This is a genomic window from Gemmatimonadaceae bacterium (genome assembly GCA_040882285.1).
Classification (GTDB): Bacteria; Gemmatimonadota; Gemmatimonadetes; order Gemmatimonadales; family Gemmatimonadaceae; genus JACDCY01.
Genome location: JBBEBQ010000005.1, coordinates 310,378 through 335,398 on the forward strand (window position 1 = coordinate 310,378; position 25,021 = coordinate 335,398).

Sequence of the window (25,021 nt, forward strand, 5' to 3'; positions counted from 1 at the left end):
CATCCATTCTGCCCCGCTCGACACGCCCGGGTTGGGACGGGCTGCCGGCTCCGTTCCACGCGGGGCGCGCGGCCGATAGATTCGCAGGATGAAGCGCAAAGACGCCCTCGACTACCACTCCTCCGGACGGCCCGGCAAGATCGCCGTCGTCCCCACCAAGGCCCTCAACAACCAGCGCGATCTCTCGCTCGCCTACTCCCCGGGCGTGGCAGAGCCGTGCCTGGAGATCGAAAAGACGCCGGAGGACGCGTACAAGTACACGGCCAAGGGAAACCTCGTCGCGGTCGTGACGAACGGGACGGCCGTGCTCGGCCTCGGCAACATCGGAGCGCTCGCCGGCAAGCCGGTGATGGAAGGAAAGGGGAACCTGTTCAAGCAGTTCGCGGATCTGGACGTGTTCGACCTCGAGATCGGATCGGAGGATCCCGACGACGTTATCAGGTTCTGCCAGCTGCTCGAGCCCACGGTCGGCGGGATCAATCTCGAAGACATCCGTGCGCCGGACTGCTTCTACATCGAAGAGACGCTCCGCAAGACGCTCAAGATCCCCGTCTTCCACGACGATCAGCACGGCACCGCGATCATCACCGGCGCGGCCCTGCTCAACGCGCTGGAGATCGCCGACAAGCGGATCGAATCAGTGCGGGTGGTGTTCTCCGGCGCCGGCTCAGCGGCGATCGCGACAGCGGAGCACTACGTGCGGCTCGGAGTCCGGCGCGAGAACATCGTACTGTGCGACAGCCACGGGGTGGTGCACGACGGGCGCACGGACCTCGATCCGTACAAGTCGCGATTCGCGGTCAAGACCAAGTTGCGGAACATCACGGAGGCGCTGAAAGGCGCGGACGTATTCGTCGGGCTCTCGATCGCCGGCGCCGTGACGGGCGACATGATCGCGGGCATGGCGGAGCAGCCCATCATCTTCGCGCTGGCCAACCCGGTGCCGGAGATCCTGCCGGACGAAGTCGCCGCTGTCCGGTCCGACGCCATCGTGGCCACCGGGCGCAGCGACTACCCGAACCAGGTCAACAATGTCCTCGGATTCCCGTCCATCTTCCGCGGGGCGCTCGACTCGCGCGCGACGGAAGTGAACGAAGCGATGAAGATGGCCGCGACGCGCGCGCTCGCCGCGCTCGCCAGGGAGAATGTGCCGGAGAGCGTGTCTCGGCTGTATGGGCTCCGCTCGGTCAAGTTCGGCCGCGAATACCTGATCCCCTTCCCCTTCGATCCCCGCGTGCTGCTGTGGGTCGCGCCGGCGGTCGCGTGGGCCGCGGTCGCGAGCGGAGTCGCGAAGGAATTCATCGACCTCGACGACTACCGCCACCAGCTCGAGGCGAGGCTCGGCCGCGCGCACGGGCTGATGCGCGGCATCATGATGCGCGCGATCCAGGACCCGAAACGGATCGTATTCCCCGAGGGAGAGGAGCCGAAGATCATTCGCGCAGCCCGGCTCCTCGCGGACGAAGGGATCGCCTATCCGATCCTGCTCGGCAACCGCGAGGCGATCGAGGCGTCCGCGGCGGCGAGCGCCACTTCGCTCACCGAGATCGTCATCGAGGATCCGGCCACGTCGCCGAGGCGCGAGCAGTACGCGCATTACCTGTGGCAGCGGCGGCAGCGCAAGGGTTTGAGTCACGCCGAGTCGTTGCAGCGGCTGTTCAACGGAAACTACTTCGGCTCGGTGATGGTCGCGCTGGGCGACGCCGACGCGCTGGTCTCGGGCGTCAACATGCACTACCCCGAGACGATCCGTCCCGCGCTCGAGGTGATCGGTGCGCACCCCAAGGCCGGCGTCGTCAGCGGGCTGTACATGCTTGTCTTCGACAAACACGTTATTTTCTGCGGGGACACCACGGTCAACATAGATCCCTCGGCCGAGCAGCTCGCGGAGATCGCGTTTTCGGCGGGCAGGATCGTGCAGACGTTCGGAATCACGCCGCGCATAGCGCTGCTGTCGTTCTCGAACTTCGGATCCGTTCGCCACCCGGAAGCGGAGAAGATGGCCAGGGCGGTGGCGCTGCTGCGCGAACGCGATCCCTCGCTGATGGTGGACGGCGAGATGCAGGCCGACACCGCGCTGGACGAGGCGACTCTAGCGAGCTCGTATCCGTTCAGCACTTTGAAGGAGCGCGCGAACGTTCTGATCTTCCCGAACCTCAGCGCGGGCAACATCGCGTACAAGCTGCTCAATCATCTTGGCGGCGCCACGGCGATCGGCCCGATCCTGGTCGGGATGAATCGTCCGGTGCACGTGCTCGAGCAGGGCGCGGACGTGCAGGAGATCATCAACATGTCGGCCGTGGCCGTGATCGACGCGCAGGAGCGCACCGGCCCGGACAGACTGGGTCGAACCGATACCGAAGAGGCGGCGGGCGCGCTGGCCTGACGCTGGAGAGCTAGAGAGAATGCCGACCGATACAAAGCCAAAAGCGGCCGGGACGATTCGCGAGCGGGGGCAGAGTCTGTCCGGGCAGGGGCTGCACCCGTCCGGGGAGGTCCACCGGAATCTGGTGGGGCCGGAGCTGATGGCCGCGGCCGCGCGGCGCGGCGAGGGCGAGTTCGCGGAAATGGGGCCGTTCGTGGCCAACACGGCCCCGCACACCGGGCGCTCGCCGAACGACAAGTTCGTGGTGCGCGATCCGGTTTCCGAGCAGGACGTGGACTGGGGCAAGGTCAATCAGCCGATCTCGCCGCGGCACTTCACCGCCCTGCTCGCCGACGTGCGCAAGCATCTCGACGCCTCGCCCGAGCTGTTCGTCGAGGACCTGCACTGCGGCGCCGACCCCGCGTACCAGCTCTCCGTGCGGTACGTGTCGCCGCACGCGTGGCACATGGCGTTCGTCCGCAACATGTTCATCCGGCCCGAGCCGAGCGCGCTGGCGATGTTCGATCCGAACTTCACGGTGCTGCACGCGCCGGAGTTCGAGGCCACGCCCGCGAAGCACGGCACGCGCACCGGCACGTTCATCGTGCTCAACCTCACGGAGCGCATGATCCTGATCGGCGGGACGCGGTACGCGGGCGAGCTGAAGAAGTCCATGTTCACGGTCATGAACTACATGCTCCCGAAGCAGGGCGTGCTGTCGATGCACTGCTCCGCGAACTCGGGCGACGGCGGTGACACCGCGCTGTTCTTTGGCCTGTCGGGCACGGGGAAGACGACGCTATCCGCGGATCCCGAGCGGCATCTCATCGGCGACGACGAGCACGGCTGGTCGGGCGACGGCGTGTTCAACTTCGAGGGCGGCTGCTACGCGAAGGTGATCAACCTGTCGCCCGAGGGTGAGCCCGACATTTACCGGACGACGCAGATGTTCGGCACCATCCTCGAGAACGTGGTGCTCGACCCCATCACTAAGCGCGTGCAGTTCGAGGACATGTCCATCACCGAGAACACGCGCGCGTCGTATCCGCTGCACTACATCCCGAAGTCGGTGCCGAACGGCCGTGGCGGGCATCCGAAGAACGTGATCTTCCTCACGGCCGACGCGTTCGGCGTGCTCCCGCCGATCTCGCTGCTGACGCCCGAGCAGGCGATGTACTACTTCCTGTCCGGCTACACCGCGAAGGTCGCCGGCACCGAGCGGGGCGTGACCGAGCCGCAGGCCACGTTCAGCGCGTGCTTCGGCGCGGTGTTCCTCGTGTGGCATCCCACCAAGTACGCGGAGATGCTGGGCGGGCTGCTGCGGAAGCACGGGTCGAAGGTGTGGCTGGTGAACACGGGCTGGAGCGGCGGCGCGTTCGGCGTGGGTCACAGGATGAAGTTGCAGCACACGCGCGACACCATCCACGCGGCACTCAAGGGCAAGCTCGACAACGTGGCGTTCGACGCCGACCCGATCTTCGGTCTGCGGATCCCCGCGGAAGTGCCCGGTGTGCCGCGCGAGGTGCTGCACCCGCGCGAGACCTGGTCCGACGGCGCCGCGTACGACGCGCAGGCGAAGAAGCTGGCGGGGATGTTCCGGGAGAACTTCGAGAAGTTCAACGGCGTGAGCGATGAGATTCGGAGGGCCGGTCCGCGTCAGGCCAGCGGGGCTCATGCGCCGGAAACGCCGGGGCCGCCCGAGGGGTGATTTCGCGCGCCCGCGCGGGTTTGCGGTTCCGCGCGCTGATTGGATTAGGCAGGGATGAAGCGGCGCCGCGACCATTCGGTCGTGGCGCCTTCTTCAATCCCGCGAATTCCTGCCAATCAACTAAGCCGTCAACCGGAGCCCCAGCGAAAGTTCCGGCTGCTGGAGAGCGTGCGTCACCGGCTGCGGACGCGGCGGTGCGCGCGAAGCGCGGCCGGCGGTTGCCGGTGGTCCTTTCTCCCGCCGAGGTGCGTGCGATACTCACGCGAATGCCCGGCCCGCCCAAGCTTTGCGCGACGCTGATGTACGGAAGTGGTCTCCGGGTCCTGGAGTGTGTCACCCTGAGAGTCAAGGACATCGACTTTGACCGCGCGGAAATAACCGTCCGGGCTGGCAAAGGCGACAAAGACCGCAGGGTCCCCCTTCCGCAGGTAGCTGCACGTCCGGTCCAGAAGCACTTGTCGCGGGTGCACGCGGAGTTCCTGCGCGATCTCACCGCAGGAATTCGTGGGTCGGCCTTACCCGGAGCACTCGGCGTGAAACTCCCTGGCGCGGATAACAAGTGGGCGTGGCAGTACGTGTTTCGCGCTACGCGCTCGTACCGCGAGGCTGCCACGGGGATCAGACGGCGCCATCACCTGCACGAGAGCGTTGTGCAGCGGGCGTTCGCGAACGCTTTACGGGAAAGCAAGTTGGCGAAACGCGCAACGTGCCATTCGCTGCGGCATTCATTCGCCACCCATCTGCTCGAAGTGGGCGCGGACATCCGGACGATCCAGGAGCTCCTGGGCCACACCGATCTGAAAACAACCATGATCTACACGCACGTCCTGCATCGCGGCGGGCTTGGCGTGCGGAGCCCGGCCGACCGGCTCTGATGAACGCAGCGTGTACCGGCTCACGATGCTCGGCTCGACGGCCATTTCAGGCACCGTTAGACAGCAGGCCCCTAGCAGCCTAATCTCCATCAGCCTTTTAAGCGCTGCGGCTACGTGCCTGCGTTTCGGGCACTTGCGCTGTCCGCCGTTGTCAGCGCCGGAAAATTAGACTGCAACCTCTTGCAGCCTTTGCCATTCCGCTGCAGTCTATTCCACCATGTTTCGCAACTTCCGCGATCTAATTGGTAGTTAGACAGCTGACAACTACCTATCTCGAAGCAACAGCCCGAGGAGCCTCCGTGGACAAGAAGGAACTCATCAAACGCCTGAATGAAGATCTCGCCGGTGAGTTTGGCGCGATCATTCAGTACCTTACCTACGCGGCCAAAGCCACTGGCCCCTATCGACCCCAACTAACCCAGTTCTTCCTCGCGGAGGTCGCCGATGAGCAGGCCCATGCTCAATTCCTGGCCAACAAGATCGTAGCGCTGGCCGGGGAACCGACTGCCCACGCACGACCGGTCCCCGGCGCCAAATCGAATCGGGAGATGCTCCAAGCTGTCCTCGAGGCGGAGCGGAAGGCGGTCGCCGATTACACGCAGCGCGCCAAGGATGCCGACGAGTTCGGCGACAAGGGGTTGGTGGTACAACTCGAAGACATGGTCCGGGACGAGAGCACCCACGCGGAGGAGACGGAGCGCATTCTGCGCGACTGGCCGCTGTGAGCTCGTAATCCGTTAGGCCACGACCGGAGTCCACTTGGGACCACCTACAAAGCAGCAGCAGATGGTTGGCCTTGCAGGCTGGCTCATTGTCAGCTTCATCGCTGCGGCCATTGGCGGCGCCGCATCCATTCAGGCTGGTCCGTTCTACACCCAGCTCGTCCGCCCCGATTGGGCACCGCCACCCTCGATCTTCGGGCCGATTTGGACGGCGCTATATGCCCTGATGGGTATTGCTGCGTGGCTGGTTTGGCGTGTAGGCGGCTTTCGCGCAGCCAGATTCGCGCTCACTCTATTTCTTGTACAGCTCGCGCTCAATGCACTGTGGAGCTGGTTGTTCTTCGGCTGGCATCGTGGCGCGTTGGCCTTCGCCGACGTCATGTTACTGTGGGCGCTGATCCTCGCAACCCTGATCGCCTTCTGGCGAATCAGACCGTTAGCGGGCGCGCTGCTCGTCCCGTATCTGCTATGGGTCAGCTTCGCGTCCGCGCTCAACTACGCTGTGTGGCAGCTCAATCCGCAGGTCTTGGGGTGATGCGGTCATTGCCAGAGTCCAGGCCGGAAAACCCGTCGTGATCAATCGCTCCGCGCCAACCGCTCCGGTCGGTGGCGCTGCGTAACCGCTGGGCGCTGGCGTGGGCCGCCCTCACGGCAGCCTTCGCAATTCATGTGTTCGACGAAGCCACGCACGATTTCCTGACATGGTACAACCCTTCGGCGCTCGCGGCGCGCGAGTGGCTGGGCGGAGTTCCCTTCCCACCTGTCTTTTCCTATCCGGTCTGGCTAGCCGGTCTCTGCGCCGCCGTCGTCATCCTCGCAGCAATGACGCCGTTGATCCAACCGCATCGTCGCTGGGCCGTCTTCGCCGCCTACGCCTACGGCGCCGTGCATGCGGCGAACGCTATTGCCCACCTCACCGTCTCCGCTCTCGGGCAGTGGCTGGCACCGGGCGTGCTTTCGTCGCCGCTGCTGCTGCTCGCGGCGGGCTGGCTCCTCCTCGAAACACGCCGCGTGCAGTCCGTCCGGGCGGCAAGCGGCACGGCCGGTTGACAGGACCGTTCATCTGCCCGTACCAATCGAAAGATACCCCGACCGGAGGCACCCTCATGCAACGCGGCCTGACCCTGTTCGCCGCTACCCCTGCTCCCGCTCTCGATAGTCGACTGCACTGGCGAGCAGCCGCCTGGCGCCCGAGCTGGCTGGTGCCATTCACCGTGGAGTGGGTGCATCCTGACCATCAAGCCGGTGCTGCACGTTCCTGCCTTGCCTAGGTGGCCGGCCTGGTTGTCTGGTCGCCGAGTCGGCGTTGCTGCCCTCTTCCTCTATGGCGTAGTGTGTATCCGGCGGCCGGACGAACACCGCCTGCTCGATTCCGTTGACCTGGCGATCCATGAGACAGGTCACCTGGTATTTGCTCCGTTCGGCGAGTTCCTCGAGATGCTTGGTGGCACACTATTCCAACTGATCGTACCAGTCGCCTTCGTATGGTATTTCTGGAGGCGGCAGGAACGGTTCTCGTCCGCTGTGGTCCTGTTTTGGGTTGCGCAGAATTGCTGGAACATCGCGCGCTACATCGCCGATGCGCGGGCTCAGGAACTCCCGCTGGTAGGTGGCGGAGAACACGATTGGACTTACCTGCTAGGAACGCTGGGGTGGTTGCGGCACGATCAAACCCTGAGCACGTCAGTGACTGTTGTCGGATTCCTGGTATTTGCCACGTCGATTTGGTTCGGCTGGCGGTACGGTGGTGCTGCGGGGAAGGACCACGGAACCGACATGGAGAGGAAGGCGCGCGGTAGGGCGACAACGGCCGCGTAACCTCAGTGACGCTGACGAGGGAACCGTGAAAGGAAGATACCGTGGCGTGCATCCGGTCCGCGGAGGAGCATTAACTTCTCGCGTGTGACATTCGAGATCATTCGCGACCCGCTCTGGAACAACATCCGGGTGGACGCGTTCACCATGCGGCTGGTGGACACGCCGGCATTCCAGCGCCTGCGGTACGTGCGGCAACTCGGGCTCGCGTACCTCGTCTACCCCGGCGCCACGCACTCGCGCTTCGAGCACGCGCTCGGCACCTACCACCTCTCCCGGCGGACGATCGCGCTGCTGGAGGAGCGCGGCGAGCTGGCTTCCCTGCCGGCCGACGAGCCCGCGATCATCTACGCCGCCGCGCTGCTGCACGACATCGGGCACTACCCGTTCTCGCACGCGCTCGAGGAGATCGGCGCGCTGCACCACGAGAACGTCGCGGGACCGTTGATCACCGGCGGGGAAATCGGCAAACTGCTGAACGAGGAGCTCGGCAAGGGTGCCCCGGCGCGCGTGCACGCCCTCGTCACGGGCAAGAGCGACAGCCCGCTCCAGGGACTCATCTCCGGATCGCTCGACCTCGACAAGATCGAGTACCTCAAGCGCGACGCGTTGATGTGCGGCGTTCCCTACGGCGAAGTGGACGTGGACCGCCTCACCAACTCGATGGTCGTCGTCGCGGATCCGGTGTCGGGTCGCAAGCGCATCGGCGTCGTGGAGAAGGCGCTCGCGGCCATCGAGTCGCTGCTGTTCGCCAAGTACCAGATGTACCGCAACGTGTACTGGCACCACACGGTGCGCAGCGCGACCGCCATGTACAAGCGCATCGTGGACGACGCGCTGCGCTCGGGCGCGATCCGCTCCGAGGAGCTCGGTACGTTCACCGACGAAGGCCTGCTGCACCGCCTCGAGCCCGCGCGCTCCCCGATCCTCTCGGCGCTGCGCGAGCGGCGGCTGTACAAGCGCGCCGCGGAATGGCCGGCGGCTACGCTGGAGGAAGGGTTCGGCGACTGGATCGCGGAGGACCGCGCGCGCGTCGTCGCCATCGAGGATTCGCTCGCGCGCGAAGCCGGGCTCGCGCCGGGCGAGCTGCTGCTCGATTTCCCGCTCAAGACGCAGATGCTCGGCCTCGACCTGCCCGTCGTCCGGCGCGACGGCAGCGTGGAGCGGCTCACCGAGAGTGGCTGGAAAGGCACGATCGACCTGCCGTCGCTGTCGGAGCAGCTGTATCGCTCGACGCGCTGGCTCAGGGTCTTCAGCGCGCGCGCGATCACGCTGGACCGTGACGCGGTCATGCGCACCATCACCGCCGAGGGCTCATAGTGCTGCCGCGATTGCGCGTACAGCTCGACGGCCTGCTGGCGAGACGCACGACATTCGAGGCCGAGACGCGGGCGCTGTCCGATGCGCAGCTCCGGTTCAGGCCCGCGGAAGGCGCGTGGTCGATCGCGGAAGTCGCCCAGCACGTGCTGCACGTCGAGCGCGAAGTGACAAAGGCGGCGATGAAGCCCGGCGTGGAGCGACGCGGGCGCAGGCGCACTCCGCGCGAATGGGCGGGGATGATCGCGTTCCTCGCGGTCGTGAAGCTGAACTTCCGCATTCGCGTGCCGCAGAAGGTGGCGGGCCGCGTCACGCCCGCGGCGGATCCCGACATGGACGCGCTCTGGTCGGAGTGGCGTGAGCTGCACGAGAACCTCGCGCGCCATCTCGAGACCGTGCCAGAGGAGAACCTCGGCGACATGGCGTTCAAGCACCCGATCGTCGGGCCCACGAGCGTTCGCGGAATGCTGCCGTTTCTCACGCAGCACTTCGACCACCACATGCGGCAGGTGCGGCGGATCCGCGCGGCGCCGGCCTTCCCGCGGACCTAAACGCGAGAACGGAACAACGCGTTAACGGGCAACTCACAACGCTCCCGTCGCCGCCGACTGACCTGGCGGCTATTGCTTTAGTTGCGCAAGGTCGCGGTACTGTCCCAGCGCCGCTGGGTTTGCCAACGCCTCGGTGTTCTTCACCGGCCGGCCGTGAATCGTGTCGCGCACGGCGAGCTCGCTGATCTTTCCGCTGATCGTGCGCGGAATGTCGGCGACCTGCACGATGACTTTCGGCACGTGCAGCGGACTGGTGTTGCTCCGGATCTGCTGGCGGATGCGGTCCTCCAGCGCCACGTCGAGCCGATCTCCCTCACGCAGCCGCACGAACAGCACGATCCGCTCGTCCATCTCGCCGCCCACGCCGGCGACGCGCTGTCCGATGACGACGCTCTCGACGATCTCCGGGAGCTGCTCGACCTGCCGGTATATCTCGGCCGTGCCGATGCGCACGCCGCCGGGGTTGAGCGTGGCGTCGCTGCGGCCATGGATGATCATCCCTCCGCGCTCCGTCAGCTCCGCCCAGTCGCCATGCCGCCACACTCCCGGAAAGTGCTCGAAGTACGCGGCGCGATACTTCGACCCGTCCGGATCGTTCCAGAACGCGACGGGCATGCTCGGAAACGGTTTCGTGCAGACGAGCTCGCCCGGAGCGCCGCGCAGCGGCCGGCCGTCTTCGTCGAGCACGTCCACCGCCATGCCGAGCCCGCGCGTCTGGATCTCGCCGCGATACACCGGCGCGATCGGGTTACCGAGCGCGAAGCAGGAGATGATGTCGGTGCCGCCGGTGATGCTGGCGAGGTGGACGTCGCGCTTGACGTCGCGGTACACGTAATCGAAGCTGTGCGCGGCCAGGGGGCTGCCGGTCGAGAGAATGGCGCGCAGCGCGGAGAGATCGTGCGTGCGCGCGGGCGCGAGCCCTTCCTTCTCGCACAGCGCGATGTACTTGGCGCTCGTGCCGAACACGGTGATCTTCTCGCGCTCGGCCATGTCCCACAGCGACGCGGGCGACGGAGCGAGCGGGGCGCCGTCGTACAGGATCACGGTCGCGCCGACCGCGAGCGAGCCGACCAGCCAGTTCCACATCATCCAGCCGCAGGTGGTGAAGTAGAAGACTTTGTCGTCGCGCGTGATGTCGGTGTGCAGGACGTGTTCCTTGAGATGCTGGAGCAGGGTTCCGCCGGCGCCGTGTACCATGCATTTCGGCAGCCCGGTCGTGCCCGAGGAATACATCACGTACACGGGGTGATCGAATGGCATCCGCGCGGGGTCTGGCTTGGACGTGCCTCCGGCGGGGCCGGCGGGGTCTGGGGGCCGGCCTCGGCGGCTAGGCGAGACTCCCGGCGGAGCCCCCGCAAACTGCGCGGGGTCTCCTTGGTCGTTCGCCACGCCACCGGTGCCGGCCCCCCGGACCCCGCCGGCCTTCACTGCGAACTGCGACCAGCTCGTTGCCGCGCGGATTCCATCCAGAGTCACTGAGCGCGAGCGGTAGGGCACGACAACGACATGTTGGATCGAGGGGATGCGGTCGGCAATCGTGCGCACGCGCTCGAGGCAGTCGATCTCCTTCCCGGCGTAGCGGTAGCCGTCCGCGCAGAACAGCACCTTGGGCTCGATCTGGCCGAAGCGGTCGAGCACGCCCTGCGCGCCGAAGTCGGGAGAGCATGAGGACCAGATCGCGCCGATCCAGGTGGCGCCGAGCATGGCGATCACGGTCTCGGGCATGTTGGGCATGAAGCCGGCGACGCGGTCGCCCGCGCGCACGCCGGCGGCTTGCAGCGCCGCGGCGATCGTCAGGGCCTCGCGCTTCAGCTCGCGGTATGTCAGCTCGCGCTGGCGGCCTCCCTCGTTCCAGAAGACGAGCGCGGTCCGGTCATCGTCGTAGCGAAGCAGGTTCTCGGCGAAGTTGAGACGCAGCGACGGATACCAGCGCGGCCCCATCGGCGGCTCCGGCGGAGCCATGCGGTCGAGACCGATGCTATCGGAACCGTCTTCCTGGTGCGACGCGCACGTGCGCTCGCCGCAGACGAGCCCGCAGTGGTCGCGCACGAGGTTCCAGAACGCGAGCCGGTCGCGCACCGACCACTCCCACAGCTCTTGAAACGACTGGGCGGGCGATGCACCCAACGGCGCGATGTATCCGCGCTCGGCTACCGCCAACATGAACGCGGTCATGTTGGAGCGCTCGATCCGACTCGCGGAAGGAGACCAAACGGGGTTTGGAGTCACGGCCATTCTGCTCAGCACCGCGGCGAGAGAGGCGGCTATTTCAGTCCGATGCGCCTTACCAGATCGTCGTACCGGGGATCAGCCCGCAACGTCTTGTAGCCGGGTTCCAGATGCAGATAGATCAGTCCGCCTGACCGGGTCTGATACGCGCGCTCGAGCGACGCGAACGCTTCATTGTTCTTGCCGAGAGCGGCGTACCCCATCGCCACAATCTCCCACCGCACATAGTGCTGTCTGCCTTCTTCCTCGAGCCGCGCGAGGATCTCCTCGGCCTCGTCGCGGCGATCCAGCTCCGCAAGCGCGCGCACGATGAATGCGTCGTAGGATCGAACGCTCGACTCCAGCCGCTGACCCTTCTGGTACCACTCCAGGGCCTTCTCCGGCTCCCCTTGCGCGAGGCGCGCTGAGCCGAGATCGATGTAGGCGAGAAAGAAGTTCTCGTCCAGCTCCACGATTTTCTCACCCTGCGCGATGGCGCCCGAGTAGTCTCCGGCGTACAACAGATACCGCGCGAGCCACCGGCTGTACCACGGGTCCAGGGGATTCAGCGTCAGCGCCTTCCGAATCTCCGCCATCCCTTCGCCGAGCTGCCCAACAGTCGGCAGAACGGATCCGAACGCCCAGTGAGCATCCGCGTCGTTCGGAGCGAGCGAGACCGCTCTGCGCAGATGCTGTTCCGCGCCGGCGAAATCCCATTCGTACCACGCCAGTACTTTTCCGACTGACGTCATCGCCTCGGCGAGGTCAGGCTCGCTCTGCAATGCCCGCATCGCGATCATTTTCGCCTGCGGATACGCTTCGTCCGGCGCAACCCAGTCGTCGGCGAGCCGGCACCAGCAGTCCGCCATGCCGGCATAGGCGCGCGCGTAGCCGGGCTCGAGCAGGAGCACGCGCTGGAAGAAATCGATGCTCTTGCGGAGGTTGGGCTCGCTGGACCGGTTATAGAAAAAGCGCGCCTTCAGGTACAGTGTGTAGGCCTCGATGTTCTTCGTCGGGATTACGAGCTGTTCCCTGCTCGACGTCAGGCGGAGCTTCAACGATTCGACGATCGCGCGGGAAATCTCCTCCTGGATCTCGAAAACGTCCTCGAGCTGGCGGTCGTATGTCTCCGACCAGAGATGGTGGCCGCTCTGCGCATTGACGAGCTGGGCGGTGACTCGAATCCTGTTTCCTATCTTGCGAACGCTCCCTTCCAGAACCGAGCCGACGCCGAGCTTTTCGCCGACTTCGCGCGTGTCCACCGCCTTTCCCTTGAACGCAAAGCACGAGCTGCGCGACGCCACCTGAAGCCCGGGAATCTTTGCTATGGCGCTGATGATCTCTTCGGTCATCCCGTCGCTGAAATATTCATTCTCCGGATCCGCGCTCATGTTGGCGAACGGCAGCACGGCGATAGCCTTGTTGGCGTCGGCGCTCGCTTGCGGCTCGTGGCCGCGCACCGGCGCTCTTCCTGCATCAGTCGAGATCTGTCGCAACGCTTCGGCGAAGTCGGCTGTTGTGGGAAAGCGGTCAACGGGAGTCCGCGACAGCGCTCGACTGAGAGCGTCATCCACCTCGACCGGAACGTCTCGGGCGGTGCGGACGCTCGGGATCGGCGATACGAAGCGCTTGGCGATGATCGCCTGCGCCGTCGCGCCGGTGAACGGTGGCTCGCCGGTCAGCATCTCGTAGAGGACGCACCCCAAACTGTACAAATCGCTGCGGCCGTCCACGTCGATGTCACCACTCGCCTGTTCGGGGCTCATGTACGCGGGAGTTCCTACGGCTATTCCAGTCTGGGTGATCCCAGCGCGGCTGCTCAGCGCCTTGCCGATGCCGAAGTCGGCCACCATCGCGTTCCCTTCGTGCAGCAGAATATTCTCCGGCTTGATGTCGCGGTGGACGACGCGACGCCGGTGAGCGTAATCCAGGGCGGACGCGACTTCCCTCGCGATACGAAGGCTCTCGTCGAGCGGTAGCTGTCGCTCGCGATCGAGTCGCTCGCGCAACGAGCGGCCCTCCATGCTCGGCATTACGTAGAAGAGGAGGCCGTCCGCCTCGCCCGAGTCGTACACAGGAAGGATGTGAGGATGAGTCAGACCTGCGGCAAGCTTGATCTCTCGAAGGAAGCGCTCGGCGCCGATCTCGGCGGAGATTTCGGGCCGGAGGACCTTGACCGCAACCTCCCTTTCATGCCGGGCGTCGTGCGCAAGAAACACCACGGCCATCCCCCCCTGTCCGAGCTCTCGCTCGACGCGATACCTGCTTCCGAGTGCCTGCTCAAGCCGTTCGTGGAGAGTCATCATGATCTACAAGATGGCGGAAGGCCGCACGCGGCGCTGAACAAAAGCGCGACGGCACCGGAGCCAGCGCCCCGGGGAATTCCCGGAACGACTCCATAAATGTAGAAATGCCGCGCCAATCGGCGCGGCATTCCCATCAGATACCTCTGACGGCTGTTCTCGCCAGTGACCGCGAAACTAGTTACCCACTACATCCCGCGGAAGGAAAAGCGCCCGCCGATCTGGATCACGCGGTTCTTCGCGTCTTCCGTGCTGTCGTCGGAGAGGTTCGTGAGACCGAACTGGTACCGGGCGAAGATGTTGAAGTTTCCGAAGTCCATAGATGGCTTCCACGTCGGCTCGCTCGCGATGTCACTCGGCATCCGTCAAAAATGCACAAAGCCGCGCGTTTGCGCGGCTCCCTCCGGGCCTTCGGCGCCTAATCACGCGGTCGCATTTCTTCAGAGAAGTCGGTCCCCGTTTCGCGTTTTGTCGCGTGCCGAGATCACCCCGTACCGGGGACACCAAGGGCCGCGCTTGCGCGGCCCTTGGATTGCAATTCGGATATCAGCGGGTGAAGAAGGACAGCCCAATCGCCGCGCCATAAGCGTTCACATCATCCGGATTGCTGAATTGTCGCGCGTACCCAACTTCAAACCGCCATCGGAAACGATTGCCCAACATAAGCGGCGTTTTCAAGCCGATCCCTATACCGGCGGTCGGATCGGTTTCGTCCTCGCCCTCGCCGTCAGCGTCGGCGCTTATACCGGTTATCCCCACAAACGGACGTGCGTACACAACAGTCCCCGCCGAGGCTGGGTTGAAGTGCCATAGAAGGCCGGCCTCCGCACTCCATGCCGTGAGACTAGCGTCATCGCTAGCGATGCGCTCAAGGCCGAAAGACGGCTCGAAGGACAGCGCATCGGAAAAGAAAAAGCCGACGCGCAACTGACCCGCCGGAATCGAAATGGCGGTGACGCTTGGATCGGTATCGAAGTAGGTAAACGTCGCGTCCATCCCTAACTCAATCGGACGTTGCGCCTGGGAAGTGCTCGATGCGACGAATACGGCAAAAACAGCCGCCAACACTGCTCTCAGCGTGCTACGCATTTGTCCTCGCTCGTTAGCGTGATAGCCGCGGTCGCCGCCAAGACGGAAGCGAGCGCGAGTCTGCCTCGCCGACCTGGGCCGGCGACGCGCAACGTTATGTGTGAGTGGATTGTCGCGCAAGCGGAAACGCCACGTGCAGGGATTACCCGACGCCGCCGTAGGCGAAACCCGGAAGGCTGCGTCAGATGTGAGAGAGGCGCCGCCGACTGCTGCACGGCGACGCCTCCCGGCGCAGATATGTCAGATCTTGCTGCCAATCAGTTACGCGATCGCTAGAACGACCACGACCAGGAGCAGTATGACCGCGCCGATCACGATCCAGCGCACCATCTGCCCTTCCGACTGCATCGCCGCGGCCTTGGCCTCGGCTTTCGACTCGGCGCGGCTGATGCCGAGCCGCGCGGCTCCTTCCGTCGCAAGGACCTGCGTGGCGCGCGCGCCGTCCTGCTTCACCGCGGCCGGGGGAGTCGCGTCCTGCAACGCGGACTGCGCTGCGGCGGGCGATCCGGCGAGCGAGAGAGCAGCTACGGCGATCAGTGATGCGCGCATGTGTCTCTTCATGAACACCTCCGAATGAGTACGTGAACCTGCGGGACCAGCGTGTGATGACGGGGGCGAAGCGAGCCCGGCTGCGCCGAGCTCGCTCGCCTTGAGCTGCCTACTTCGCGACCGCTATGATCAGAATCGCGGCGAGAACCGCGACGCCGAGGATGATGATCCACTTCATCGTCTCGCTCTGCTGCTGCATGGCGGGCGCCTTCGCGTCCGCGGCAGCTTCGGCCCGGCTGATTCCCAGCCGCGCCGCGGCTTCGGTCGCCAGAACCTGCGTGGCTTTCGCGCCGTCATTCCGCACTTCAGCCGGTGGTGATCCCTCACGCACCGACTGCGCGGCGAGCGGTGACGCCACGAGAGTGAAAGCAGCTACTGCGATCAGCGATGCGCGCATCTGTCTGTTCATTGACCACCTCCGAACGGTATGTGGACCTGCGTGACCTGCAGCTATGACGTCGGCGGGTTGAACTCCATGTGCTGGCCTTCAACCCACGACTTGTGATAAGCGGGATCCTCGATCTCCAGCGCGGGCAGCGCGACGTGCAGCGGACGGAACGAGTCCATCATGACCGCCAGCTCGTCGGTGTACTTGGCCCCGATGCTCGCCTCCGCGCGCCCCGGGTGCGGGCCGTGCGGGATTCCGTCGGGATGGTGCGTGATGCTCCCGAACTCGATTCCCTTGCGACTCATGAACTCGCTGGACGCGTAGTACAGCACCTCGTCCGAATCCACGTTGCTGTGGTTGTACGGCGCCGGCACGGCTTCGGGATGAAAATCATATGGCCGCGGACAGAAGGAGCAAATAACGAACCCGTCGCCCTGGAAGGTCTGGTGGACGGGGGGCGGCTGGTGCACGCGGCCCACTATCGGCTCGAAGTCGTTGATGTTGAACGCCCACGGATAGAAGTAGCCGTCCCAGCCCACGACGTCGAAGGGATGATGGTCGAGCACGATCTCGTTGATGCCGTTGGTCTGCTTCACGAGGATCGGGAAGTCGCCCATCTCGTCGTGCGTGTTGAGCTGCAGCGGCCGGCGAATGTCGCGCTCGGAGTACGGCGCTCCCTCGAGCAGCTGCCCGAACTCGTTCCGGTAGCGCGTGGGCCAGCGTACGTGTCCGCGGCTCTCGAACACCAGCAGCTTGGGCGCCTCGGCGCCGAGGTCGAGCTTGTACCGGTGCATGATCCCGCGGTGGATCACGAGATAGTCGCCTTCGTGAAACGGCAGGTCGCCGAAGATCGTTTCCAGCATCCCCTGCCCCTTCGCGACGTACACCACCTCGTCGCCCTGCGCGTTGCGGTAGAAGTGCGCGTCGTTCTCGTCGGGCTCGACGTACAGCATCGCGATGTCGGGGTTGAACAGGAGCGGCGTCCGGTCGAGCGTGGGACTGCCTCCCTTCTTCGCGCGGGAAGTGAGAAAGTGCCGGTGCTTCAGCGTCTGGTCGGGGTCGGGCTGGTACACCACTTCCTTGATCCGCCGCGCGGACTTCACGGTCGTAGGCGGATACGTGTGATACAGCAGCGACGACGTGCCCGTGAATCCCTCGTGCCCCATCAGCTCCTCCGCGTACAGCCCGCCGTCGGGCTTGCGGAACGCGATGTGTCGCTTGCGGGGGATCTGGCCGAGGGTGTGGTAGATGGGCATGGGAAAAAGCTATTGGCTGTTGGCTGTTGGCTGTTGGTAGTTAGCCAAGAGCCAATAGCTAACAGCCAACAGCTCTCTCACAGGTTCCCTCTCAAGGCCTGCTCGCGCTCGATGGCTTCGAACAGGGCTTTGAAATTTCCTTTCCCGAAGCTGCGGGCGCCTTTGCGCTGGATGATCTCGTAAAAGACCGTGGGCCGGTCCTGCACGGGCTTGGTGAATATCTGCAGCAGGTAGCCGTCCGGATCGCGGTCCACGAGAATGCCCAAATCCTTGAGCGGCTCCACGTCCTCGTCGATCTTGCCGACGCGCTCGATGAGGTCGTCGTAGTAGGTCGTGGGCACCCGGAGAAACTCGATCCCGCGGCGCCGTAGCTCGCTCACCGTGTGGATGATGTCGTCCGTGGAGAGCGCCATGTGTTGCACGCCCGGGCCGTGATAGAACTCGAGGTACTCGTCGATCTGCGACTTCTTCTTGCCGGCCGCGGGCTCGTTGATCGGGAACTTGATGCGCTCGTTGCCGTTGCTCACGACTTTCGACATCAGCGACGAGTACTCGGTGGAGATGTCCTTGTCGTCGAACGAGATGAGATTCTTGAACCCCATCACGTCCTCGTAGAACTTCACCCACGCGTTCATCTTGCCGAGCTCGACGTTGCCGACGCAGTGGTCGACGTACTTCAGGCCGACGGGCTCGGGACTGTACTCGCTCGCCGCCGGCTGGAACCCGGGCATGAACAGCCCGCGGTAGTTCCGCCGCTCGACCAGCGTGTGGATGGTGTCGCCGTACGTGTGGATGGCGGCGGTGATGAATTCGCCGTCCTTGTCCTTGCTGACCTCCGGCTCCTTCGCGGGCCTGGCGCCCCGCTCGACCGCGAGCTGGAAAGCCTCGCGCGCGTCGTCCACCCACAAGGCCAGGTCGCGCACGCCGTCGCCGTGCCGGTGCACGTGCCCGGCGATCGGCCCGTCAGGTCCGAGCGCCGACGTCAGCACCAGCCTGATCTTGCCCTGCTCGAGGAGATAGCTGACCCGGTCGCGCACGCCGGTCTCGGGGCCGCGGTAGGCGGTAACCTTGTAGCCCCACGCCGTCCTGTAGTACAGGCTGGCCTGCTTGGCGTTGCCGACCCAGAACTCTATGTAATCGGTCCCGTTGATCGGGAAGACGTCCGTCGTGGTCTCGGGACCAGCCAGAGTTGCCGTACCCATCGATTGCTCCGCGTAAAGACGATCAGGGAGTCCGCGCGCCTCGCCGGACAACCCCTTCCGCATCATAGAAAGCTACCTGCTTTCTGTCCAGCGAGCAGGAAACGGACCGCGATAAATGGGCGTCAGTTTGGCCGGCGTCGTTTGCGACTACGGACTGAGGACCCTTGCGGCCTCAGGACTAACGGCCATCGCGGATCGGCGATTAATCGAGGACCGAGGATCGCGGAATTCCTACCTCCTTAGTCCTCAATTAGTCGTCGATCGTCGATTGTAGTTAGTCCTGAGGCCGCAAAGGTCCGCAATCCGCAATCCGCAATCCGCAATCCGCAATCGCAGGCCTATCAGCCGGCGCCTCGCTCTTTGCCGCGCGCGGCGGCGAGCCGCCGGGCGATCCCGCGATAAAAGGCCGCGTCGTCCGGGCGCTGCTGCTCCTCCAGCCACAGCGCCGTCGCTTCCAGCGCGTACAGGATGTTGCCGAGATAGAGCTCGGCAAGCTGCGCGACGGATTCAGGACGATCGGGCTCGTCCAAGCTCGCTCAGACGGCGGTGGGGACCGTGTGGACGCCGGTGGTCGGAATCCGCGGCGAGCCCGGTCCCGTGAGGTGGACGACGACGGCCGTGATGTTGTCCACTCCGCCGCGCGCGTTGGCTTCGCTGATGAGCGAGTTCACGACGCGCGAGGGCGAAGCCTTCTGCTGGAGCAACTGCGCGATGCGCGAGTCCTCGACCATTCCCGTGAGCCCATCGGTGGCGAGCAGGAACACGTCGCCCTCGCGCGCGTCGTCCTCGTAGATGTCCGGCTCCACCGTGGCGCTCGCGCCGAGGCAGCGCGTGATGACGTTGCTGTACGGGTGCACGCGCGCCTGCTCGGGGGTGAGGAGCCCGGCGTCCACCTGCTCCTGAACGTAGGAGTGGTCGGTTGTGAGCTGCAGCAGCTTGCCGTCGCGCAGCAGATAGACGCGGGAGTCCCCGATCTGGCCGATGATGTACTGCTCGCCGGCGAGGAAGAGAACGGAGACCGTGGTCCCCATTCCCTGCTTGTCCACCTCGGTCAGCGTCCGCGTGTAGATCGCGTCGTTGGCGCGCCGCAGGGTGTCCGCGATCCGCTCGGCGGGCGCGTCGCGCTCGAGGGGATCGTCGATGCTGATCTCCTGCGAGACGATGTCGATCGCCATCGCGCTCGCGACTTCCCCGGCGGCGTGGCCGCCCATGCCGTCGGCGACGATGAACAGTCCGCGCTCGCGATTGGCGTTGGCGTAGAGACTGTCTTCGTTGTCGGATCGCATCCGCCCGACGTCGGTGCCCATCCCGACTGCGAGATCCACTAGTCCTCTCTCACGCCGGGATTCTTCTCCTGTCCGGTTGTCGGTCGCATCGGGTGGGGTTGCAAAGTTCCCCAAACTACCGGACCGCCCCCACGGGCGGCAAGCGATTGCCCGCAGATGGAGTGAGAGCCTCGCCTGCTCCGAACTGCAGCCGCCACAGCCTTTCGTAGATTCCGCCCTTGCGGACGAGCGCGCGGTGAGTACCGCGCTCGACGACTTCGCCGTGGTGCAGGACCAGGATCTCGTCCGCCGATACGATGGTGCTCAAGCGGTGCGCCACCGCGATGGTCGTGCGCCCCGCCTGCAATACCCGCAGCGCGCGCTGGATGTCGCCTTCGATCTCGCTGTCAACTGCGCTCGTGGCTTCATCGAGAAGTAGCAACGGGGGATCTGCCGCGATCGCGCGCGCGAACGACAGAAGCTGTCTCTCACCGACACTTATGGAAGCACCACGCTCGCCGAGCACGTGGGAGTATCCCCCCGGCAGGCGGCGAACGATCGGGTCCGCGCCCACCTGGCGCGCTGCTGACACTACGGCCGCCTCGTCCAAAGGATTCGCCAGGCGGATGTTCGTGGCTATGTCCCCCGCGAAGAGAAAGATCTCCTGCTGAACGTAGCCCATGACGCTACGGAGCGCCGCCAGGGGAAGTTCCCGTATGTCCATGCCGTTCAGGAGGATGCGCCCGCGCTGCGGGTCGTAGAACCGCAGCAGCAGGTTCACTATCGTGGTCTTTCCCGCCCCGGTGTGGCCGACGAGGGCGGTCGTCTTCCCCGGGCTGGCCGTGAAGGTCACGCCCTTGAGGACCCATTCCGGCTCGTCGCCGCCGCGGTCCTCCGCGCGCCCGCTGGCCGTGTGGGCGACGTCGTACGCGAACCAGACGTCCTCGAACCGCACCTCCACGGACCGTCCGACCAGGGGCGTCGGACCCGGCGCGAGGTCCGGCACGGTCGGGGGCGTGTCGAGCAGCTTGAACACGCGCTCCGACGATGCCATGGCGCTCTGGATGATGTTGTACTTCTCGGACAGGTCCTGGACCGGCTCGAAGAACCGGCGCACGAGCTGGAGGAAGGCGGCCACCGTCCCGATGGTCAGCGTCCCCACCTCGACGCGCGAGGCGCCGGCGACGATCAGGCTGGCTAGCGCGACGGACGTCAGCAGCTCGATCGTCGGAAAGTACAGAGCGTAAGCGGTGATCGAGCGAAGGTTCGCCGCGAGGTGATCACGATTGAGCTGCTCGAAGCGCCGCTGCTCGTCCGCCTCGCGCCCGAACAGCTGCACCACCCGCATTCCGCTGATCCGCTCCTGGAGGAACGAATTGATGCGCGCGAGCCGCACCCGCACGTCGCCGTACGACTCGCGCACCGTCTTCCGGAAGAGCCGCGAGACGAGCAGCACGAACGGGATGACGACGAACGCGGCCGTGGCCAGCCGCCAATCCACGATCCACATCGCGATAGCGATCGCGACCAGCGTAAAGAGATCGCCTATCCCGGCGACGACGCCCGCGGTGAACAGCTCGTTCAGCGTCTCCACGTCGCTCGTGACGCGCGTGATGAGCCGTCCCGCCGGATTCCGGTCGAAGAACGACACCGACAGCCGCTGCAGGTGCGAGAAGATCTGCATCCGGAGATCGCGCATCACCCGCTGGCCGAGCATGCTCGTGAGCCACGTCTGGCCGTACGAGCAGGCGAACTGGGCGAGCAGAGCCAGCACGAACGCCGCGGTGGCCTGCGCGAGGAACGTCGTGTCGCCCGCCGGGATGGCGACGTCGATCACCTGGCGGGTTAGGAACGGCCCTACCAGCTGCAGCACTCCCTCGATGCCCAGCAGGATTAGCGCGCCTACGACCAGCCCCATGTACGGCCGGACGTACCGGAGCAGCCGCCGCATCAGCTGGGCGTCGTAGCTCTTGTCGAGTGCTTCTTCCTCGTGGATGGTGTCCGTTGGCGTAGTCATGCGGGGCGAATCCTAGCGGCGGCCCCCGGCCGGGGCCACATTGCCGGTGAAGCGAACCTCATTGCTGGTACGCAGGTTGCACGCTCGCGCGGTCGTACGACTCAACCGCACGGGGCCACTCACTTACCGGAGGTTTCATGTCCATCCTTGCCTGGATCGTGCTGGGGCTCATCGCCGGCGCGATAGCGAAAGCTCTCATGCCGGGGGATGATCCCGGCGGCTTCATCGTGACCGCGATAATCGGAATCGTAGGAGCGGTGATCGGTGGATTCCTCGGCAACACCCTCATGGGGGCGCCGCTCTCGGGGTTCTCGCTCTGGAGCCTCCTTCTGGCGGTGATCGGCGCGCTGATCCTGCTGTGGGTCTACCGCCTGACTACGAAAGGAAAACGAGTTCCCTGACTGCCCGTTGACTACCACATAGAACGGATAAGCTGCGAGCTACCAGCTAGAAGCTTATCCGTTCTAAGTGGCAGTTTTCCGCCCGCCTCTCGGTTTTTGTTCGGGTGGTCGCTAAGTTGCTTGCGTGAAGGACAGCATCATCGTGCGCGGCGCGCGCCAGCATAACCTCAAGAACCTCGACGTCGAGATCCCGCGCCGCACCTTCACGGTGATCACCGGCCCCTCGGGCTCGGGCAAGTCGTCGCTCGCGTTCGACACCATCTACGCCGAGGGCCAGCGGCGATACGTCGAGTCCCTCTCGGCGTACGCGCGGCAGTTCCTCGAGCGGATGGAGAAGCCGTCCGTCGATTCGATCGAAGGGCTGTCCCCCGCGGTCGCGATCGAGCAGAAGAACCCCACCAAGACGTCCCGCTCCACCGTCGGCACGGCGACCGAGGTATACGACTATCTCCGGCTGCTGTGGGCGAGGATAGGACGGGCCTTCTGCCCCCAGTGCGGTCGCGAGATGCGGCCGGACACGCCGCAGTCGGTCGCGGATGCGCTGCTCGAGCTGCCCGAAGGCACGCGTCTGCACGTCGCCTTCCCGCTCCAGATCTCCGACAAGCTGACCGATGCGGTGATCCTGGAGAACCTTCGCGCCGCCGGATTCCTCCGAGTGCGCGCGGCGGGCGCCGTCATGCATCTCGACGACATCGAGGCGCAGGGTCTGTCGCTCCGCAATGCCGGCGACCTCCTGGTGGTGGTGGACCGTCTCGTGATCGGCGGCGATTCCGCGACGCGGCTCGCCGAAGCGGTGTCCGCCGCGTTCGCGGAGGGAGACGGCGAGTGCTTCGCCCTGTTCGCCGAGCCGGTGCGGTCGCGGCTCGCCCCGGGATTCGTCACGGAGCTCCGCTTCACCGACAGCTTCCAGTGCGCCAACGACGGCACCCGCATGCAGCCGCCGACGCCGCAGCTGTTCTCGTTCAACAGTCCGCGCGGCGCGTGTCCCCGCTGCAACGGCTTCGGCGCGATCCTCGAGTACGACGAATCGCTGATAGTCCCCTACCCGGATCGCACGCTCAAGGGCGGCGCGATCGACCCGTGGTCCAAGCCGCGGTACGACAACAAGCGCCGCGCGCTCGGCGAGTTCGCCAGGCGCGAGCGGATCCCCATGGACGTGCCGTGGAGCGAGCTGTCGGCGGCTCAGCAGAACCTGCTGCTGACCGCGCGCACGCGCGGCTACAAGGGCGTGATCCCGTTTCTCCGCGATCTCGAAGGGAAGCGCTACAAGCAGTACATCCGCGTCTTCCTGCGGCAGTACCAGACGGCGCAGGAATGTCCCGAGTGCGGCGGCTCCAAGCTGCAGCCGGAGGCCCTCAACGTGCGCGTCGGCGGCAAGACCATCGCCGAGGTGTCCGAGATGCCCGTGGACGAGCTGCGGCCGTGGCTCGACGAGCTGTCGCTGTCCGATTTCGAGCACGCCGTCGCCGCGACGGTGCTCGACGAAGCGCGCGGGCGGGTGAACTTCCTGTGCGACGTCGGTCTCAACTATCTCTCGCTCCACCGCGCGACGCGAACGCTCTCCGGCGGCGAGGCGCAGCGCATCTCGCTCGCGAACTCGCTCGGCTCCAAGCTGGTGGACACGCTGTACGTGCTGGACGAGCCGTCCATCGGGCTGCACGCGCGCGACATGGCGCGGCTGCTACGGCTGCTGCACCGGCTGCGCGACGGCGGCAACTCGGTGCTGGTCGTGGAGCACGATCCCGCCGCCATCGAGGCGGCCGACTACATGGTCGAGCTCGGGCCGGGGAGCGGCGAGCAAGGCGGCGAGATCGTGTTCGCCGGGCCGATCTCGCGCGTGAGCGAGAGCCCGCTGACCGGGCAGTACATGTCGGGCGAGCGGTCGATCCCGCTGCCCGCGGAGCGCCGCCGCGCGGGCCCGCGCTGGATAACGATCACCGGCGCGCGCGAGCACAATCTGCGGGACGTCGAGGTCAGGATCCCGCTCGGCACGCTTACGGTCGTCACCGGAGTGTCCGGCTCCGGCAAGAGCACGCTGATCCACGACGTGCTGTACCGGGCGCTGGAGAACAAGCTGCACGGTGAGCACACCGCCAAGCAGCATCTGGGAGAGCGCGTCGGGGAATTCGACACGATCACGGGCTGGGACGCGATCGACGACGTCGTGCTGATCGACCAGAGCCCAATCGGCCGGACGCCGCGATCGAATCCGGTCACGTACGTGAAGGCGTTCGACGAGATCCGGCGGATCTTCGCCGCGACGCCGCTCGCGCGCGAGCGGCGGTACACGCCCGGCACGTTCAGCTTCAACGTGGCGGGCGGGCGCTGCGAGGTGTGCGAGGGCGCGGGCGCGCTCGAGGTCGAGATGGTGTTCATGGCCGACGTGTTCGTGCCGTGCGAGGAGTGCGGCGGCAAGCGGTTCAAGCCGGACGTGCTCGAGGTGCGCGTCCACGGCCGCAACATCTACGAGGTGCTCGACCTCACCGTGGATCAGGCGATCCGGTTCTTTCCGCGCGAGGAGAAGCTCGGGCAGACCCTCTGGCACGTGCAGCAGGTGGGGCTCGGCTATCTCCGGCTAGGGCAGCCGGCCACGACGTTGTCCGGCGGCGAGGCGCAGCGGATCAAGATCGCGCGCGAGCTGTCGCAGTCGGCGAAGCGCAGCGGCCGCAAGCTGTACGTGATGGACGAGCCCACCACCGGATTGCATCTGGAAGACATCCGCAAGCTCGCGCTGGTGCTCGAGCGGCTGGTGGATCACGGGCACACGCTGGTGCTGATCGAGCACAATCTCGACGTGATCAAGCTGGCGGACTGGGTGATCGATCTCGGACCGGAGGGCGGAGACCGCGGCGGTACGATCGTCGCGACCGGCACGCCGGAGGAGGTCGCGCGAGTTGAAGAGTCGTACACGGGGCAATGGCTCGCGCCGCTGCTGGCCAGGCAGGAGAAGCGCGAGCGCGCGGCGCGCAAGCGGAACCGCGCCGGCTGAG

At 65.7% G+C, this 25,021-nt stretch carries 22 protein-coding genes; 11 read left to right on the forward strand and 11 right to left on the reverse strand.

The window, feature by feature from the left end:
• Positions 1-88 precede the first annotated feature (88 nt).
• The 9 genes from WEA80_02325 to WEA80_02365 all read left to right on the forward strand — a co-directional run bounded on the left by WEA80_02325 (position 89) and on the right by WEA80_02365 (position 9,353).
• Positions 89-2,386 carry an NADP-dependent malic enzyme gene (locus tag WEA80_02325; GenBank protein ID MEX1185402.1) on the forward strand — a complete coding sequence of 766 codons (2,298 nt, stop codon included), beginning with the start codon at positions 89-91 and terminating at the stop codon, positions 2,384-2,386.
• A 19-nt stretch (positions 2,387-2,405) separates the two neighbouring features.
• The gene (gene pckA, locus WEA80_02330; GenBank protein MEX1185403.1) at positions 2,406-4,073 is read left to right on the forward strand and encodes a phosphoenolpyruvate carboxykinase (ATP); all 1,668 of its coding nucleotides are present in this window, start codon (positions 2,406-2,408) and stop codon (positions 4,071-4,073) included.
• A gap of 194 nt (positions 4,074-4,267) precedes the next feature.
• The gene (locus WEA80_02335) at positions 4,268-4,948 is read left to right on the forward strand and encodes an integron integrase (protein ID MEX1185404.1); all 681 of its coding nucleotides are present in this window, start codon (positions 4,268-4,270) and stop codon (positions 4,946-4,948) included.
• A 299-nt stretch (positions 4,949-5,247) separates the two neighbouring features.
• Positions 5,248-5,673 carry a ferritin-like domain-containing protein gene (locus WEA80_02340; protein ID MEX1185405.1) on the forward strand — a complete coding sequence of 142 codons (426 nt, stop codon included), beginning with the start codon at positions 5,248-5,250 and terminating at the stop codon, positions 5,671-5,673.
• A gap of 61 nt (positions 5,674-5,734) precedes the next feature.
• Positions 5,735-6,205 carry a TspO/MBR family protein gene (locus WEA80_02345; protein ID MEX1185406.1) on the forward strand — a complete coding sequence of 157 codons (471 nt, stop codon included), beginning with the start codon at positions 5,735-5,737 and terminating at the stop codon, positions 6,203-6,205.
• A gap of 71 nt (positions 6,206-6,276) precedes the next feature.
• Positions 6,277-6,720 (forward strand): HXXEE domain-containing protein, encoded by a 444-nt coding sequence (locus WEA80_02350; protein MEX1185407.1) that lies wholly within the window; start codon positions 6,277-6,279, stop codon positions 6,718-6,720.
• 195 nt (positions 6,721-6,915) lie between these two features.
• The gene (locus WEA80_02355) at positions 6,916-7,488 is read left to right on the forward strand and encodes a hypothetical protein (protein ID MEX1185408.1); all 573 of its coding nucleotides are present in this window, start codon (positions 6,916-6,918) and stop codon (positions 7,486-7,488) included.
• A gap of 84 nt (positions 7,489-7,572) precedes the next feature.
• Positions 7,573-8,805, forward strand: coding sequence for an HD domain-containing protein (locus tag WEA80_02360; protein ID MEX1185409.1), 1,233 nt, complete (start codon positions 7,573-7,575; stop codon positions 8,803-8,805).
• Positions 8,805-9,353: a DinB family protein gene (locus WEA80_02365; GenBank protein MEX1185410.1), complete on the forward strand. Its 549-nt coding sequence runs from the start codon at positions 8,805-8,807 to the stop codon at positions 9,351-9,353. Before WEA80_02360 ends, WEA80_02365 begins: the two co-directional genes overlap by 1 nt.
• A 69-nt stretch (positions 9,354-9,422) precedes the next feature.
• On the opposite strand, the gene WEA80_02370 is transcribed toward WEA80_02365, so the two are convergent.
• The 11 genes from WEA80_02370 to WEA80_02420 form a co-directional block, all read right to left on the reverse strand.
• Entirely contained in the window at positions 9,423-11,528 is a 2,106-nt protein-coding gene (locus WEA80_02370) for an acetoacetate--CoA ligase (GenBank protein MEX1185411.1), read from the reverse strand.
• Positions 11,529-11,617: 89 nt separating this feature from the next.
• Positions 11,618-13,867 carry a protein kinase gene (locus WEA80_02375; GenBank protein ID MEX1185412.1) on the reverse strand — a complete coding sequence of 750 codons (2,250 nt, stop codon included), beginning with the start codon at positions 13,865-13,867 and terminating at the stop codon, positions 11,618-11,620.
• Between the two features lie 185 nt (positions 13,868-14,052).
• The gene (locus tag WEA80_02380) at positions 14,053-14,226 is read right to left on the reverse strand and encodes a hypothetical protein (GenBank protein ID MEX1185413.1); all 174 of its coding nucleotides are present in this window, start codon (positions 14,224-14,226) and stop codon (positions 14,053-14,055) included.
• A 184-nt stretch (positions 14,227-14,410) separates the two neighbouring features.
• Positions 14,411-14,953, reverse strand: coding sequence for an outer membrane beta-barrel protein (locus WEA80_02385; protein ID MEX1185414.1), 543 nt, complete (start codon positions 14,951-14,953; stop codon positions 14,411-14,413).
• A gap of 261 nt (positions 14,954-15,214) precedes the next feature.
• Entirely contained in the window at positions 15,215-15,514 is a 300-nt protein-coding gene (locus WEA80_02390) for a hypothetical protein (protein ID MEX1185415.1), read from the reverse strand.
• Positions 15,515-15,611: 97 nt separating this feature from the next.
• Positions 15,612-15,911 carry a hypothetical protein gene (locus WEA80_02395; protein ID MEX1185416.1) on the reverse strand — a complete coding sequence of 100 codons (300 nt, stop codon included), beginning with the start codon at positions 15,909-15,911 and terminating at the stop codon, positions 15,612-15,614.
• 41 nt (positions 15,912-15,952) lie between these two features.
• Positions 15,953-17,146, reverse strand: a complete 1,194-nt coding sequence (locus tag WEA80_02400; GenBank protein ID MEX1185417.1) for a homogentisate 1,2-dioxygenase — start codon at positions 17,144-17,146, stop codon at positions 15,953-15,955.
• A gap of 77 nt (positions 17,147-17,223) precedes the next feature.
• Complete coding sequence (gene hppD / locus WEA80_02405) at positions 17,224-18,348, reverse strand: 4-hydroxyphenylpyruvate dioxygenase (GenBank protein ID MEX1185418.1); 1,125 nt, start codon at positions 18,346-18,348, stop codon at positions 17,224-17,226.
• Between the two features lie 341 nt (positions 18,349-18,689).
• Entirely contained in the window at positions 18,690-18,878 is a 189-nt protein-coding gene (locus WEA80_02410) for a hypothetical protein (protein ID MEX1185419.1), read from the reverse strand.
• Positions 18,879-18,884: 6 nt separating this feature from the next.
• Positions 18,885-19,673, reverse strand: coding sequence for a Stp1/IreP family PP2C-type Ser/Thr phosphatase (locus WEA80_02415; GenBank protein MEX1185420.1), 789 nt, complete (start codon positions 19,671-19,673; stop codon positions 18,885-18,887).
• Between the two features lie 76 nt (positions 19,674-19,749).
• Positions 19,750-21,630 carry an ABC transporter ATP-binding protein gene (locus WEA80_02420; GenBank protein ID MEX1185421.1) on the reverse strand — a complete coding sequence of 627 codons (1,881 nt, stop codon included), beginning with the start codon at positions 21,628-21,630 and terminating at the stop codon, positions 19,750-19,752.
• 137 nt (positions 21,631-21,767) lie between these two features.
• Here WEA80_02420 and WEA80_02425 point away from each other — a divergent pair, with 137 nt between their 5' ends.
• Positions 21,768-22,031 (forward strand): GlsB/YeaQ/YmgE family stress response membrane protein, encoded by a 264-nt coding sequence (locus WEA80_02425; GenBank protein ID MEX1185422.1) that lies wholly within the window; start codon positions 21,768-21,770, stop codon positions 22,029-22,031.
• A 124-nt stretch (positions 22,032-22,155) separates the two neighbouring features.
• Positions 22,156-25,020, forward strand: coding sequence for an excinuclease ABC subunit UvrA (gene uvrA, locus WEA80_02430; GenBank protein MEX1185423.1), 2,865 nt, complete (start codon positions 22,156-22,158; stop codon positions 25,018-25,020).
• The last annotated feature ends 1 nt before the right edge of the window (position 25,021 follow it).

Coding starts and splice junctions, on each gene's coding strand:
- WEA80_02325 (MEX1185402.1), top strand. CDS start 89: ATGAAGCGCAAAGACGCCCTCGACTACCACTCCTCCGGACGGCCCGGC.
- pckA (MEX1185403.1), top strand. CDS start 2,406: ATGCCGACCGATACAAAGCCAAAAGCGGCCGGGACGATTCGCGAGCGG.
- WEA80_02345 (MEX1185406.1), top strand. CDS start 5,735: ATGGTTGGCCTTGCAGGCTGGCTCATTGTCAGCTTCATCGCTGCGGCC.
- WEA80_02370 (MEX1185411.1), bottom strand. CDS start 11,528: ATGACCGCGTTCATGTTGGCGGTAGCCGAGCGCGGATACATCGCGCCG.
- WEA80_02375 (MEX1185412.1), bottom strand. CDS start 13,867: ATGATGACTCTCCACGAACGGCTTGAGCAGGCACTCGGAAGCAGGTAT.
- WEA80_02380 (MEX1185413.1), bottom strand. CDS start 14,226: ATGCCGAGTGACATCGCGAGCGAGCCGACGTGGAAGCCATCTATGGAC.
- WEA80_02385 (MEX1185414.1), bottom strand. CDS start 14,953: ATGCGTAGCACGCTGAGAGCAGTGTTGGCGGCTGTTTTTGCCGTATTC.
- WEA80_02390 (MEX1185415.1), bottom strand. CDS start 15,514: ATGAAGAGACACATGCGCGCATCACTGATCGCCGTAGCTGCTCTCTCG.
- WEA80_02395 (MEX1185416.1), bottom strand. CDS start 15,911: ATGAACAGACAGATGCGCGCATCGCTGATCGCAGTAGCTGCTTTCACT.
- WEA80_02400 (MEX1185417.1), bottom strand. CDS start 17,146: ATGCCCATCTACCACACCCTCGGCCAGATCCCCCGCAAGCGACACATC.
- hppD (MEX1185418.1), bottom strand. CDS start 18,348: ATGGGTACGGCAACTCTGGCTGGTCCCGAGACCACGACGGACGTCTTC.
- WEA80_02420 (MEX1185421.1), bottom strand. CDS start 21,630: ATGACTACGCCAACGGACACCATCCACGAGGAAGAAGCACTCGACAAG.
- WEA80_02425 (MEX1185422.1), top strand. CDS start 21,768: ATGTCCATCCTTGCCTGGATCGTGCTGGGGCTCATCGCCGGCGCGATA.